Source organism: Halovenus halobia (genome assembly GCF_051414135.1).
GTDB classification, from domain to species: Archaea; Halobacteriota; Halobacteria; order Halobacteriales; family Haloarculaceae; genus Halovenus; species Halovenus halobia.
Genome location: NZ_JBLKOA010000001.1, coordinates 500766 through 514678, shown reverse-complemented (window position 1 = coordinate 514678; position 13913 = coordinate 500766). Strand labels below are relative to the sequence as shown.

Sequence of the window (13913 nt, the reverse complement as noted above, 5' to 3'; positions counted from 1 at the left end):
CCAACGGGACAGACAAGATTATCGCCTTTGTCAGTCTCGCGGTTGTTGGGCTCGTTGGACTCGCGGCTGCTGCAGTCCTCGGAACGGTCGTAACGAACAGTACACTCTCGGGGTACGCGGTCACGGTCGAACCGACCGCCGCCGTCGGTGCAGCCCCCGGACTGCTTGCCGCGGCGGTCTTGCTCGCACTGACAGGGCGCTCGGGTGACTGGACGCCCGAGACAGCCCGTGGTCGCTGGATCAACCGTGGCCTCGGTGTGGCGCTGGTCGGTGCGATTGGTGTGACAGTCCTGGAACTCGCCATCAGCACCGAACTCGCCGTCGCTGGCGTCGCGGCTGTCACAGTGCTACTCGGCGGCGCAGGCCTCGGCGTCGTGGTGCTAGCCGCCACACGGCCGAGTCCCGGTCAATCTGGCGAGCCGTCGTCGCTCCCGCCGGTTTCTTGGTTGGGCTACGCCGGCCTCGCTATCGTCGCTGTCGCCTGTTTGCGCGCGTTCCTGACCGGCTATCCGGTCGGGACGAGTCAACTCGGTATCGTCGGGAACGGAACCGTCACCTGGCCGTTCATCATGAACCCGTCACAGGGACTCGGGATCCAGGCTGGCGTGATGCCAGCGATGTTCGGCACTATCTGGATTGTTCTCGGTGCGGTTGTGTTTGCCGTGCCGCTTGCGCTGGGTGCAGCCGTCTATCTGACAGAGTATGCCGAGGATAGCGTCTTCACCCGTGCAGTCGATGTCGCGACAAACGGCCTCTGGAGCACACCGAGTATCGTCTTTGGGCTGTTCGGCCTCGCGTTCATCGTCCCGCGGTTCGGCGACACCCCCTCGATTCTCGCCTCACAGCTCGTACTCGGGTTCATGCTGTTGCCACTCGTGCTCATCACCAGCCGGGAAGCGATGAAGAGTGTCCCCGACGAGTATCGTGACGCCAGTGCGGCGCTCGGCGTTACGAAGTGGCAGACCATCAGAAGCGTCGTCGTGCCCGCGTCGATTCCGGGCGTGATTACGGGCATCATCCTCGGCGTGGGCCGGATTGCCGGTGAGACGGCACCGCTACTGCTGGTATTGAACGGGCCGAACTTCCCGAACTCTGGGCCGAACGTGCTGAAAAATTTCGTCGTCCAGGTTGGCGCACAACCGCCGTTTATTCAGGTGTCGAATCCGGCGTTGCTCGAGCGAGCGAGCGCCCTTCCCTACCAGCTGTACGCGGTCATCACAGCCGGCGTCGGTGCCGGAGAGTCCTTCGGCTGGGGGACGGCACTGGTCTTACTCGGCGTTGTCCTGGGCTTCTTCGCGATGAGCATCGCAACCAGACGCTACTTCGAACGAAAACTCCACCAATGAGCAATTCAGCTACGACTACGACGGATGACCGAATCGACGACGAACAACCAGACCAGACGACGACCGGTGAGAGTGAGGAACGAGTACAGCCAGAGTGGCGGGAGTACTCCTTTGCTGGGGACCCGGTGCTCTCTGTCGAGGACCTCAACGTCTGGTACGGCGACGACCACGCCCTGACAGACATCTCCATCGACATCCCCGAACAGAGTGTCACGGCGTTAATCGGTCCATCTGGCTGTGGGAAGTCGACGTTTCTCCGCTGTCTCAACCGGATGAACGACCGGATAAAAGGCGCAGAAGTCGAGGGAACAGTCGAGTTCAACGACGCGGATGTCTACGACGACCGCGCGAATCTCGTCGAGTTGCGAAAGCGGGTCGGAATGGTGTTTCAGCACCCCAACCCGTTCCCAAAATCGGTCAGAGAGAACGTCGCATACGGCCCGCGCAAGCACGGAGATATCGAACGTGGCCTCGTCTCACGACTGCTCGGTCGCGACCAAAAAGCGCAGGAGGACGAACTCGTCGAGGAGTGTCTGCGTGACGCTGCGCTGTGGGAGGAGGTTTCGGACCGGCTCGATGACAACGCACTCGGACTCTCCGGCGGGCAACAACAGCGACTCTGTATTGCCCGCTGTCTGGCTGTCGACCCCGAAGTCATCCTGATGGACGAACCAGCGTCTGCGCTCGACCCGATTGCCACGTCGAAAATTGAGGACCTGATCGAGGACCTCGCCGAGGAGTATACTGTCGTCATCGTCACCCACAACATGCAGCAGGCAGCCCGGATTTCTGACCAGACAGCTGTCTTTCTGACCGGGGGCGAACTCGTCGAGTACGGCGACACAGAGCAGGTGTTCGAGGACCCACAGAGCCAGCGCGTCGAGGATTACATCACCGGGAAATTTGGATGACATGACGGGGAATGGGACTACGCTCGAGCTCGGAACGCTGCGGTCGGAGGTGGTGTCGATGGGGGGAGAGGCTGTCGACCAGCTCGACCAGGCCCTGACTGGGCTTTCAGCCAGTGACGAAACAATCGCCAGGGCCGTCATCGATGGGGACGAAAAGATCAACGAGACCTATCTCACGCTTGAAAACGAGTGTGCACGACTGTTGGGCAAAGGAGAGCCGCTTGCCGGGGACCTGCGGTTCGTCATCGCCTCGTTCAAGATTATCACCGACCTCGAACGGATTGCGGACCTGGCGATGAATCTCGCGGAGTATACCCTGGCTGCTCGGCGGGATATCGTGCCCGAACAGACGGTCACAGAGATTGGTCGGGCGGCACTTGACCTGGTCGAGCGCAGTCTCGCTGCCTACGAGCACGGCGATAGCGCGGCCGCGAGCGAAATCGTTGCTGAAGACGACCAGATCGACGAGCGGTGCCGGACCACGAGTGAGACTGTGACCCGAGAACTAATCGAACGTGAAGCAGGCGACGGGGGGTGGCTGCTGGAACAGCTCCTCGACGATGTGACACGCGTGTTGCTGACGATTCGAGACATCGAACGCGTCGGTGACCACGCCGTGAATATCGCCGCTCGGACCTACTACATGGTCGAAAACGACCCGAAATATATCTACTAACCTATGGAAACACGAAAAATCCAGTCCGTCGGGGGCGGCACGTACACCGTCTCGATTCCGAAAGATTGGGCCGACGCACAGGGTATCACCACAGGTGACGCCGTTCAGTTACACGAACACATCGACGGGATATTAGCGGTCCAGGCGCCAGAATCTGAACAGACGGCCCCCTCGCGGATTTCCGTCACACTCGCACCACAGGTGACCGACGCCATCGAGCGCGTGCTCCGAGCGGCCTACGCGGCGGGAAGCAAGACGATAATTCTCAAAAATCCGGAGTCGTTCACCAGCGAGCAACGACAGGTCCTCAGTCGGGTTGCACAGAATCTTACTGGTGTCTCCGTTGTCGAAGATACCCCGACAGAGATCACAGTGAAGACGCTGTTAGCTACCGACGAGGTGTCAGTCCGCCAGTCGGTCCGGCAACTGCGATTTGTGGTGCTCTCGATGCACAGAAATGCGACCGACGCGCTCGCTGAGTCCTCAGCTCCGGACCAGTTTGCCCAGCGAGATGACCAGGCTGACCGCCTGGAGGCGATGATCACTCGGTCGTTCTCTCGGGGCGTCCAACGGCTCGAAGAGGTAGACGCCCTCGGCGTGAGTCGCTCGGAGTTGTTCGAGCTATGGATGACAACCCGTGAACTCGAGCGCGTCGGTGACCACGCAAACGGAATCGCAAGCGCAGCACAGCGCGTCGACGACCCAGACGTAGTGCCAGAGCTACAGTCCATCGCGGAGACGACCCGAGAGATTGTCTCTGACGCAGTCGCTGCTATCATCGACGACGCCGGTGTCGGACAGGCTGAACAGGCACTTGCAACCCGCGAGACGGTTCGGGCCGAACTCGATACCGTCGCGGGGCCTGATGCGGTGCAAAATCGGATACGCCGCACTGCCGAGCACGGCGGTAATATCGCAGAGATTGCCCTCCAACAGGCAATCCGCAACGGAGAGTTGACGGCGGTGAGCGGGGGCGCCGACCAGTCTTAACTACTCGTCGATTGCCACGTCGACACCTCGCTCGGCGAGGTCCGCGGCAAACGCTTCCGAGTCTGTTTCCAGCGCCTCGAAGGTGTTGTAATGAATCGGCACGACCAGTTCCGGGTCGAGTGCCTCGGCCAACTCCGCCGCCTCGTGGCGGTCCATCGTGAACGCGCCGCCGATTGGTGGCAGGAAGATATCGACATCTAGCTGCGCGTGGCCGTCGAGGACATCCGTATCGCCAGGCCAGAATACGCGCGTGCCGTCGATACCGAGCAGGAAGCCACACCCTCGGCCCTCGGGGTGGAATGGTGAGCCATCCCCGCGCGTGTGCGGTCCATCTGGTTCGTTGTATGAGGGGACGGTCCAGATTGGCGTGTCGGCGAGTATCTGCTCGTCTTCTGTGCCAGTCTCCTGTACCGCGTGGTCGATGTCGACGAGTCGCGGCAGGTCGCGACTGCTCTGGCGAGGATTGATACCATCACAGGCCAGCACAGTCCCGTCGCTGTCGAGCACGCGGTCGATACCGTCCGGGTCGTAGTGATGGACGTGGCTCAGACAAACCACGTCGCCGTCCTGAGCCCGGTAATCTCTCGCGGCGGGGTGGGCGCGGCCACGTTCAGAGTCTGGTTCCCACTCGCCGGACAGGACGCCGTAGCGGCCGGGGTCGAGATAGATTGTTTGAGCGGAGCCGTCGATTCGGACGGTCGCGTATCCAAGCCACTCAATCGCAATATTGTCGTGCTGGACAGTCATGCGTGGCGCTTGGGCCGAGCGCCACCTACATCTTCGGACTGGCCCGGACGAAAGTCGTTTGTCTCCGACAGCCGAATCGAGCGGTATGAGTCTCGACGACCTGACCGAAGATATCGAAGATGAGTACACGGACCTCGGCGATACTGTCGACGCAGAACTCGACAGAGAGACACGCAACGAGCTGGCGATGCTCTCCGTGGCGCTCGAACCCGACGAAACGGACGAACTGCTCCGACGAGCGGTGCACATGCTCTTTCAGAGTGCAGTCGAGACAGGGAATCTCGATTTCCACCTCCGCAGCCAGTATGACGTAACATACGACGAGTATCTCTCAGGGATGACCTTCGAGCAGATGACCGGCGGCCAGTTCCCACAGCAACAGCAAAACGACGACCGACGCTATCAGTTCTAAACCGCCCGGACGCTCTCGGCGAACAGGTCCGCACCGAGGTCGATTTCTCGCTCGGTCACGTCGAGCGGCGGCAACAGCCGCATCGTTCGCTCGCCACAGCCCAGGATGAGAAAGCCCCGAGAGAAGGCTTCTTGCTGGACGGCGTCCCGGAGCTCTTTGCTCTCGAACTCGACGGCGAGCATCAGCCCTTTCCCCCGAACGTCGACAACCCCTGAAAGATTCTCGTCGCGGAGTCGCTCTTTCATCTGACGGCCACGGGCGGTCGCGTTTGCGAGCAAGTCGTTGTCCTCGATGGCGTCGATGGTGAACACGGCCTGTGCCGAGGAGACGATGTCGCCGGCACCCCACGTCGAGGAGAGGCGACTCGTCTCTTCCGGGAACATCTCAGTTCGGCCAATCGTCGCGCCGACGCGAGCTGCCTTCGCGCTGGCGATGACATCTGGTTCGAGGGCGTAGTGGTCCGACCCCCACCACTCGCCGGTGCGGCCCAGTCCGGCCTGTACCTCGTCGACTACCAGCGGAATATCGTACTCGTCGGTGACTGCCGCAATCTCTTCAGCGAACGACGCCGAGGGGAACCGATAGCCACCTTCGCCCTGAATCGGTTCCATAACGAGCGCGGCCACCTCATCCGGATTGACGTAGCCGCCCTTTCCGACCATCTGCCGCAAACTCGACGTCTCGTCGAAGAAGAAGCCGCAGTCACAGCTCTCCGGGTTGCAGGCCCGGTCCGTACAGTAGGGGATATCCTGAACGCTCGCGATTTCGGGGAACTTTCGGCGGTAGACTTCTTTCGAGCGATTGAGCGAGAGCGTCCCCAGCGTTCGGCCATGGAAGGCCCCCTCGCAGGTAATCGCGTACTTGCCGTCGGTGTGGTCGTAGCTCACTTTCAGCGCATTCTCGACTGCTTCCGCCCCGGAGTTCGAGAGAAAGACCGTCTCCATGCCATAGTGGTCGCTGATGTCGGTCAGCTTCGCCATCAGGTCGGCCGGACCGGGGATTCCTGCGTCATCGAGGACACTCGACGCGGGCAGGTAGAAGTCTTGGCCGGCGATTTTCAGCGGGTCGACGAGGTCGAACTCGTCGAACCGGTCAAGCACTTTCGGGTTGTTGTAGCCCAGTGGATTCGCGCCGACGTGGCTGGTGAAGTCCATGAGGACATTTCCGTCAACGTCCGTACAAAATGGCCCAACTGCGGGCGCTTCGTGGTCCCAGACAAACTCGTAGACGTACGTACTCGGTGCCGCGTGTTCGTGATGAAAATCGACGACCCGTCGGCCACGGTCACCGGGTAGTTCAGAGACCTCCGGTTCGGCGGACTCTCGCTGCATACCCCGACTTGCAGGGGTGTCTGTAAGTAAGTTGGTCCCTTCAGCCAAGAACGAAGTCTTTGAACGTGTTGAAATAGAGCCGTGGCGTCCGGGCGCGTGCGCCGGTGAGCGCGTCGTCGAGTATCGTCGGTGCGCCCTCGCTCACGCCGGCACCGTGACCGACGCGGATCCGTGTCGGGTCGAAATCCTCCAACCGATTCGGTGGGAACAGCCGCAACATCGGGTGGACGCCGAGTTGCCGCTCGTCGGTTCGGAAATAGCCCGTGCTTCCGACGGACTCGGGAACGACCAGCACACCAGTCTCCTCGTTGTACAGGGCCCCTTCTTGCCAGAACGAGTTGTCGACGAGTTTGTGCAGCGAGAAGCCAGAGTCGCCGAGCGTGTTGCCGAAGCGTTCGACCGGTGCGTCGATATCGTCCGCGACGCCGCTCATGAACGACGGAATCCAGACCGACACGTCGTGTCGGTTCGCCAGTTTCGCACAGTCACGTTTGTGTCTGTCCAGAAGAATCACCACACCAGCAACGTCGCCGAACTCCGCAAGCAGGTCGTCCAAACCGTCGACATCGATGGGGTCGACCAGCCAGACTCCGCCGTCGTCACCGACAATTGCGTGACAGGCCCGCTGCATCGTCTCGTCAGGGTGGGCAATCCAGCCGACGCCGTCCTCCGATCGGTCGATCTCACGCCACTCGCCGCCATCGCCGGAGCCTTTCATTGACATACTACCCAACAGTTGACACCGCGTGACAAAAAGACCACTCATCGCCAGTCGTTGACAGTACAGACCACCGAGACCGAGCGGCGGTAGGAACTGAGGGCGAGTTCAGACGTCGATGCTCGTCGAGTCGTCGAGTCGCTCGAAGGCAACTTCGAGGACGCCGTTGTTGTAGGTGGCGCTGGCGGAGTGTTCGTCGACGCGGCCAGGGAGTGAGACACGTTCGCTGTATCGTCGCTCGCCGCTGCCGGCCTCAAGCTGGAGGGTGTCGCCATCGCACTGGAGGTCGATTGCCGCCTTTTCGACACCCGGAATATCCGCGACGACGCGGATTTCGTCGTCGTGTTCGTGGATATCGATGTGTACGTCGTGGCCGCTGTCCTCGCGAGAACGCCGCTGGCCGGAGTTGTGCTCGAAGTGGAAATTGGCGTTCGGCCCCATCATCTCGTTCATCATCCGCTCGATCTCCTCGAAGAACTCGTCGAAGGGGTCGTCCCGGTCGTCATCTCTCATACAATTATCCTAGGCTCGGACTACTCAAAAGGCTTCGGCAGCGTTCGTCTGTGACACCGACGCCTTTTGTACCGCTGTATCCAAACGGATCGTATGACTGACCAAACGGAGCGCGTTGCTGTTGTCTGTCCGGCGTGTTCTCAACACACCGAGACAGTCCACGAGGTACTTTCACCCGGCGGCCAGGCGACACTCCGGTGCACCGAGTGCGACCACGTCCACAAAAAACAGCTTCCTGAAGAACAGACGATGACGAAAGATGTCGTTGTCTCTCAGGACGGCGAGTCCTTTAGCGCCTCGACAGAAGCGCCCATCGACGAAACCATCGCTGTCGGCGAGGAGTTCCTGCTGGAGACTGACGAAGCGATTCTCACAGTCCGAATTACCAGCCTCGAACTCGCAGAGGGTCGCACCGACGAAGCCGTTGTCGAGGACGTGAAGACCATCTGGACGCGAGCAGTCGGCAACGTCTCCGTCAACGTCACTGCCCACCCGAAATCCGGCGAGCACGACAAAACGCGGAGCTTTACGCTCCAGTTGCCCGGCGACTACGAGTTCACCGTCGACGAGACGGAGGAACTGAGCGAGGAGGAGTTTACAGTTGAGGGCATTCTGCTCCGTGACGACGCGACGGGCTACGAGCACGAGAAGCTGGATTTCGAGGGTGACATGGCCATTGCGAAAGATATCAAGCGGCTGTACGTGCGTGACGAGTCGACCACCGCGTGGTCGGCGTGGTAGGATGGACACCGAGCAGGCTCGCGACCAACTGGTCGACAGGCTCTGTGAGCGAGAGTCGCTGAGCGAGCAGACTGCCGCCGCGATGCGAGCCGTGCCGCGCCACGAATTCGTCCCACAGTCCCGTCGAACGGACGCCTACGCTGACCGGCCGCTTCCGATTGGAAACGGTCAGACGATCAGCGCGCCGCATATGGTGGCGATTATGATTGAGTTGCTTGACGCCGAACCAGGCGACCGACTGCTGGAAATCGGGACTGGCTGTGGCTATCACGCAGCAGTTGCCGCGGAGATAGTCGGTCCGGAGCACGTCTTCAGCGTCGAATATCACTCGGAACTGGCCGAGAAGGCCCGGAGTACATTCGCCGAACTTGGCTACGGGGATATCCAGATCAGAGCCGGCGACGGACGAGACGGGTGGCCAGACCACGCACCCTACGACGCAGCATATCTGACCTGCGCTGGAACTGAGTTTCCACCGGCACTGCTCGAACAGGTCAGGCCGGGGGGAGTCGTCCTCGGTCCGATTGGTGACGACCGACAGCACCTCGTTCGCGGCGTCGTCGACGAGGACGGACTCGAGAAACGAACGGAACACGGTGCCGTCCGGTTCGTCCCGCTGCAGTAACCGAGCGGACCATTCATTACGACTCGGGACAACGAGAATACATGGACCCAGCGGTACTGCGCGATGATATGGTCGATAGTCTGGTCCACCCCAGCAAGGGCTGTGTCCACAGCGACCACGTGGCTGGCGCAATGCGAACTGTCCCCCGCGATTCCTTTGTCGGTGACGAGCAGACGGCCTACGCAGACCGAACGCAGGAGCGACTCGGCACGCGCGTGCTGGCACCGAGCACGGCCGCTCGCCTGCTCGAAGCCCTCAACCCGGACGAAGACGACTCTGTGCTCGTCGTGGGCGCTGGCGTCGGCTACACGACAGCGGTGCTCGCAGAGATTGTCGGCGGACGAAACGTTCATGCAATCGACATCAACCGCCAACTCGTCTACGAAGCCCGGAAGAACCTCGCTGACGCCGGCTACGGCGAGGTGCTTGTCGATTGCCGAGACGGCGCCGATGGACTTCCGGAGTACGCCCCGTACGACCGAATCCTGCTCGAAGCCGCGGCCGTTCGCCCGCCTGCTGCGCTCGAGGAGCAACTCGCTGACGATGGACAGTTGGTCATGCCGCTCGGGACGGCAACACAGTCAATTTCTGTCGTCGAGAGCGATGGCGAGGTCGAACAACTCGGGGGGTGTGCGTTCAACCCGATGCTCGTCGAAGGCGAGCAGGCGAACACGCTCGAGCGAAATCGAACGCATCGTGAAGACCGAGAGTTCGCCGAACGCGACGCGCAGCGCCGCAAAGGCTGGGAACTCGACTGGATTGACTGGGACTAACGTTCGATGACCAGAATCCCCGTATTTTCCTGTTTATCGACGTACTCGCCCTGTGGCGGCTGAATCGAGAGTTCGATTTTTCCTTCGGCCTGATTTGGTCGCAGCGACGCGTCGACGGTGAGTTGTGCAACGCCGTTCGCGTTGGTTTCCGCACGCGCGAGTGAATCGAGTCGGGCCGTGTCGCCACGAGCGATAACCGTTGCCGCTTCGATTGGCTCGCCGTCGGTATCAACGACCGTAACGTTGACCGTGTGGTTGCCTTCTTCGACAAGGTCAGGTGTGGGCCGTGTCGATAGTTCGGTCTGTCCGAGTGAACTGAATCCACCGACGACACTCAACATCACGCCAAGACAGGCAACGCCAACGACAAGTGCGATGACGAGTCTGATCGGCAGCCCTTCGATTGCCCGTTCATCCTGCCAGAGTGTGTGGTCTGACATACGCTGGTTGGTCCAGCGTTCTTATATAAACGCTCGGTCAGTTCCCTTCGACGAGCCGGCGCAGTTGCTCAGGGGGGACTGCACCGCGGGCCGCGTGGCTGCCGTAGACGAAGGTCGGCACGCCAGTGATTCGTTCTTTCTGTGCAGACTCGAACGCTGCTTCGAGTTGTTCGGTCGTCTCCTCGTCAGCGAGAGCGTCTGCAACGACCTCAGTCGGAATATCCGCATCGTCGACGAGTTCCCGGAGCACGTCTTCGTCGCCGATGTCTCGGTTCTCCTCCCACAGCGCGTCGAAGACACTCCGGTGGAACTGCTGGAACTTGTCAGGATACTGCTCGCGAATGCGGTAGGCGACTCGCTGGGCGTCGTAGGAGTCGACATCTTTCAGGAGCGGTTCAGCCATTTCGACACCGTATTCCTCGGCGAGACGTTCGACGTTCTGTTTGGCCTGCTCGTAATATTCCTCGTCTTTGCCGTTGTCGACGGAATCGTCGATGGTTCCGTCAGGTCGGCGTTCTCGACTCCGAAGGTCGAACGGGTGCCAGTCTGTCTCGACTGGCTCATCGCGCTCGGCCTGGTACTGGTCGAGTGACTCGTAGCCGAGATAACAGAACGGACAGACGTAATCGGCGTACACGAGGACTGACTCAGCGGTTTGTTGACTCATACACCTTCTAGTCGGTCCAGCGGCAAAGACTCGTTGCTCGGCTAGTCGGCCCGCTGGAGTTCGAGTACGAAAACAGCCCCCGGCGCGTTCTCTCGGTCCTCGACCCAGACGTCCCCGCCGTAGCCAGTAACCAACTCCCGGACGAGGTATAACCCAATTCCAGTCCCCTCGCTGTCCAGTCCTTTCTCCTCTTTCCCGAAGATGACATCTTTCTGTTCGTCCGGTACACCGGGGCCGTTATCAGCGACTCTCACCGTCACGGTCTCCGCGTCGGCGCTGGCGTCGATACTCACTTTCGGTCGGTCCTTGTCGTTGTGCTGGACGGCGTTTTTGAGCAGATTCCGGAAGATTGTATCGAGCATATCGTCGGCGAGGACAGCGTGTCCGTCGATAGAATCGTCGATGTTGTACGCTGCCTCTGGGTGTGACGAGCGGAGTTCGGAGACCTGCCCGTCGATTGCTGGCGCCAGTGGCACACGTTCGAGGTCGCTGTCGGACCGCAGGATGACGTTCGTCAGGTCTCGGGCCGTAATGGTCAGTTCGACCGCCTGTTTGTTGCTCTCGGTGAGTCGCTGGAGATGGTCACGGCCCTCCTCGTCGACATGGTCTTCGAGTAGTTCGGCGTAGGTAGACACAACCTGCAGGTCGTTACGGATGTCGTGACGAACGACCTGATTGAGCAGTTCGAGGTCATCACGCTGTGATTTGAGTTTCTGTTCGGTTTCTTTTCGCTCGGTGATATTCCGGCTTGTCGTAATGATGCCGTCGATTGGGCTGTCCGGACCAGGGGCTTCCCCTGTTGTCGCCAGCCATATGTACTCGCCGTCCTCACGACGGAGTCGGTACTCGACCTCCTCGTCGAACTCTTTGCCGGCAGCGAGCGCCTCCAGTGCCTGCTGAACTCGCTTCTGGTCGTCGGGGTGGATGTACTCGAGGATGTTTTCGCCCATCATGGCAGTCCGTGACCAGCCTTTGATGTGGAATGAGCCCGGCGACTGATAGCGGATCGTCCCGTCCTCGTCGACTATCGAGACCACGTCAGACGTCTCTTCAATCAACGTCCGGTACTGTTCGGCGGTGAGTTCCTCGATGCCTTCAGCCCCTTCGTCCATCGCTATCTGTGTACACGTACGCACCGGGCAGTTAAGTATCCTCACAGTAGCGGCATAGCCTGCGAGTCCACACTCGCCATCGGCCGTCCAGCGTGAGAGGAGACGGCTAGCGCCGGTGGCAGTTTCTACCAACCCGTATACATGTTAACCTATGGTTTGATTGCACAGTGATTGTTAACTCTTGATATGCACAAGCCATTGCTTGTCACAGAGTTTCTCGATCGTGCGCGCAACCACTACGGGAAAGAAGAAGCAGTCGTCGCGACGACGGGGGAACGGTACAGCTACGAGGAACTGGGAGAGCGAGTTGATGGATTCTCGGCCGCACTCCAACAGCGGGGGATAGAAAAAGGCGACCGGGTCGCAGTGCTCGACCCAAATACACATTACCACCTCGAAGCGGCCTACGGGTCGATGCAGATCGGTGCCGTCCACACACCGTTGAACTACCGGCTGACGCCCGACGATTTCTCGTACGTCCTCGAAGACGCAGGCGTCGACGCCATCTACGCTGATTACGACTACGCCGAAAAGATCGAACCAATCAGAGACGAAGTGCCAACAGAGACCTTCATCACGAACGATGTCGACGCCGTCGAGGGTGAGTGGGAGTCCTTCGACGAAGTGATCGATAATACCGGCGAATACGACCGCCCAGAGATGGACGAAGACGAAATCATCACTATCAATTATACCTCCGGGACAACGGGCGACCCGAAAGGTGTCTGTCGGACCCACCGCGCCGAGACGCTTCATGCGTACATCACTACAGTCCATCAGGACATCAGCGACGACGACATCTATCTCTGGACGTTGCCGATGTTCCACGTCAACGGGTGGGGACACATCTACGCGATGACCGGCATCGGCGCGAAGCATATCTGTACGCGAGGTGTCGAGGCCGGAGACATCTTCGAGGCAGTTCAGACCGAAGATGTGTCGTACATGTGCGGTGCGCCGACGGTGCTGAACATGCTGATCGATTACTACGAGGAACACGGCCCGGAGACGACAGGAAACAACGAAGTCCGGATCGCAACCGCGGGCGCTGCGCCGCCAGAGGCCACGATTCGCACCGTCGAAGAGGAGTTTGGCTGGTATCTCAAACACGTCTACGGTGCGACAGAGACCGGCCCACTGATCAGCACCTCTGACGCTCGCCGGTACTTCGAGGACGACAGCAGCGACCGCTTCCGAATCAAGAAACGGCAGGGCTTTGGCTATCTCGGCACCGAAATCCGTGTGGTCGACGAGGACGGCAACGACGTGCCCCAAGACGACGAGACCATCGGCGAAGTTGTCGTCAAGGGTAACCAGGTGATGGAGAAGTACTGGAACAAGCCCGAGGCGACGGAAGAGGCGTTCAACGACCGCGCGGAAGGGTACTACCACCTCGGTGACCTGGCGACAGTTGACGAAACTGGAATGCTCTCGATTCAGGACCGCAAGAAAGACATCATCATCTCGGGCGGTGAGAACATCTCCAGCATCGAACTGGAGGATACGCTGTTCGAGCACGACGCCGTCAGCGATGTTGCGGTCATTCCCTCGCCAGACGACGAGTGGGGCGAGACGCCGAAGGCCTTCGTGGTTCCCTCGAACGATGACCCCGAGAACCCACCAGTGTCTGCGACGGAACTGACCGAGTTTACCCGCGAGAACCTGGCGAGTTACAAGACAGTCCGCCGGGTCGAGTACGTCGAGGAGTTACCCACGACAGCCACGGGAAAAGTCCAGAAATTCGAGTTGCGCGAACAGGAGTGGGAAGACGAAGACCGAATGGTTGGACAGGGATAGACTGCGGCCGGTTCGTCGGTGACCAGAGTTCCTCACCGCAGTGACGGTAATACGCCAACTGCTGTTGTGTAGCCAATGAGTTTAACATATTAACATCTCTGTTTTCATGGGTTG

The 13913-nt window shown here is 60.3% G+C and carries 15 protein-coding genes and 1 pseudogene; 9 read left to right on the top strand and 7 right to left on the bottom strand.

Going from position 1 to position 13913, the window contains the following annotated elements:
* Positions 1–491: 491 nt before the first annotated feature.
* The 4 genes and pseudogenes from pstA to ACMGFM_RS02855 all read left to right on the top strand — a co-directional run.
* Positions 492–1346 (top strand): annotated as a pseudogene (gene pstA, locus ACMGFM_RS02870) (phosphate ABC transporter permease PstA); the annotation flags it as partial.
* Complete coding sequence (gene pstB, locus ACMGFM_RS02865) at positions 1343–2257, top strand: phosphate ABC transporter ATP-binding protein PstB (RefSeq protein ID WP_436900848.1); 915 nt, start codon at positions 1343–1345, stop codon at positions 2255–2257. The pseudogene pstA and the gene pstB, both read left to right, overlap by 4 nt.
* A 1-nt stretch (position 2258) precedes the next feature.
* Positions 2259–2933: a phosphate signaling complex protein PhoU gene (gene phoU / locus ACMGFM_RS02860; protein ID WP_436900847.1), complete on the top strand. Its 675-nt coding sequence runs from the start codon at positions 2259–2261 to the stop codon at positions 2931–2933.
* Between the two features lie 3 nt (positions 2934–2936).
* Positions 2937–3923: a PhoU domain-containing protein gene (locus ACMGFM_RS02855; RefSeq protein WP_436900846.1), complete on the top strand. Its 987-nt coding sequence runs from the start codon at positions 2937–2939 to the stop codon at positions 3921–3923.
* Here the strand turns inward: ACMGFM_RS02855 and ACMGFM_RS02850 are convergent, their stop codons facing one another.
* Entirely contained in the window at positions 3924–4670 is a 747-nt protein-coding gene (locus ACMGFM_RS02850) for an MBL fold metallo-hydrolase (protein ID WP_436900843.1), read from the bottom strand.
* Between the two features lie 85 nt (positions 4671–4755).
* Between ACMGFM_RS02850 and ACMGFM_RS02845 the strand changes: the two genes are divergently transcribed.
* A complete protein-coding gene (locus tag ACMGFM_RS02845; protein WP_436900842.1) occupies positions 4756–5082 on the top strand; it encodes a ribbon-helix-helix protein in 327 nt (108 codons plus the stop codon).
* Here ACMGFM_RS02845 and ACMGFM_RS02840 read toward each other — a convergent pair.
* The 3 genes from ACMGFM_RS02840 to ACMGFM_RS02830 all read right to left on the bottom strand — a co-directional run bounded on the left by ACMGFM_RS02840 (position 5079) and on the right by ACMGFM_RS02830 (position 7644).
* Positions 5079–6413: an aminotransferase class III-fold pyridoxal phosphate-dependent enzyme gene (locus tag ACMGFM_RS02840; protein WP_436900841.1), complete on the bottom strand. Its 1335-nt coding sequence runs from the start codon at positions 6411–6413 to the stop codon at positions 5079–5081. The two genes, ACMGFM_RS02845 and ACMGFM_RS02840, sit on opposite strands and share 4 nt — an antisense overlap.
* A gap of 40 nt (positions 6414–6453) precedes the next feature.
* Positions 6454–7137 carry a hypothetical protein gene (locus ACMGFM_RS02835; protein ID WP_436900840.1) on the bottom strand — a complete coding sequence of 228 codons (684 nt, stop codon included), beginning with the start codon at positions 7135–7137 and terminating at the stop codon, positions 6454–6456.
* A gap of 102 nt (positions 7138–7239) precedes the next feature.
* Positions 7240–7644, bottom strand: coding sequence for an Hsp20/alpha crystallin family protein (locus ACMGFM_RS02830; protein ID WP_436900839.1), 405 nt, complete (start codon positions 7642–7644; stop codon positions 7240–7242).
* Positions 7645–7737: 93 nt separating this feature from the next.
* Between ACMGFM_RS02830 and ACMGFM_RS02825 the strand changes: the two genes are divergently transcribed.
* The 3 genes from ACMGFM_RS02825 to ACMGFM_RS02815 are packed head-to-tail and all read left to right on the top strand — an operon-like array spanning position 7738 to position 9783.
* Complete coding sequence (locus ACMGFM_RS02825; RefSeq protein ID WP_436900838.1) at positions 7738–8385, top strand: HVO_0476 family zinc finger protein; 648 nt, start codon at positions 7738–7740, stop codon at positions 8383–8385.
* Between the two features lies 1 nt (position 8386).
* Positions 8387–9010: a protein-L-isoaspartate(D-aspartate) O-methyltransferase gene (locus tag ACMGFM_RS02820; protein WP_436900837.1), complete on the top strand. Its 624-nt coding sequence runs from the start codon at positions 8387–8389 to the stop codon at positions 9008–9010.
* A 41-nt stretch (positions 9011–9051) separates the two neighbouring features.
* Positions 9052–9783: a protein-L-isoaspartate O-methyltransferase family protein gene (locus ACMGFM_RS02815; protein WP_436900836.1), complete on the top strand. Its 732-nt coding sequence runs from the start codon at positions 9052–9054 to the stop codon at positions 9781–9783.
* On the opposite strand, the gene ACMGFM_RS02810 is transcribed toward ACMGFM_RS02815, so the two are convergent.
* The 3 genes from ACMGFM_RS02810 to ACMGFM_RS02800 are packed head-to-tail and all read right to left on the bottom strand — an operon-like array spanning position 9780 to position 12002.
* Entirely contained in the window at positions 9780–10223 is a 444-nt protein-coding gene (locus ACMGFM_RS02810; RefSeq protein ID WP_436900835.1) for a DUF7382 domain-containing protein, read from the bottom strand. The genes ACMGFM_RS02815 and ACMGFM_RS02810 overlap by 4 nt on opposite strands.
* Positions 10224–10260: 37 nt before the next feature.
* Positions 10261–10890 carry a DsbA family oxidoreductase gene (locus tag ACMGFM_RS02805; protein WP_436900834.1) on the bottom strand — a complete coding sequence of 210 codons (630 nt, stop codon included), beginning with the start codon at positions 10888–10890 and terminating at the stop codon, positions 10261–10263.
* Positions 10891–10931: 41 nt separating this feature from the next.
* Complete coding sequence (locus tag ACMGFM_RS02800) at positions 10932–12002, bottom strand: PAS domain-containing sensor histidine kinase (protein ID WP_436900832.1); 1071 nt, start codon at positions 12000–12002, stop codon at positions 10932–10934.
* A 186-nt stretch (positions 12003–12188) separates the two neighbouring features.
* Between ACMGFM_RS02800 and ACMGFM_RS02795 the strand changes: the two genes are divergently transcribed.
* Entirely contained in the window at positions 12189–13799 is a 1611-nt protein-coding gene (locus ACMGFM_RS02795; protein ID WP_436900831.1) for a long-chain-fatty-acid--CoA ligase, read from the top strand.
* The last annotated feature ends 114 nt before the right edge of the window (positions 13800–13913 follow it).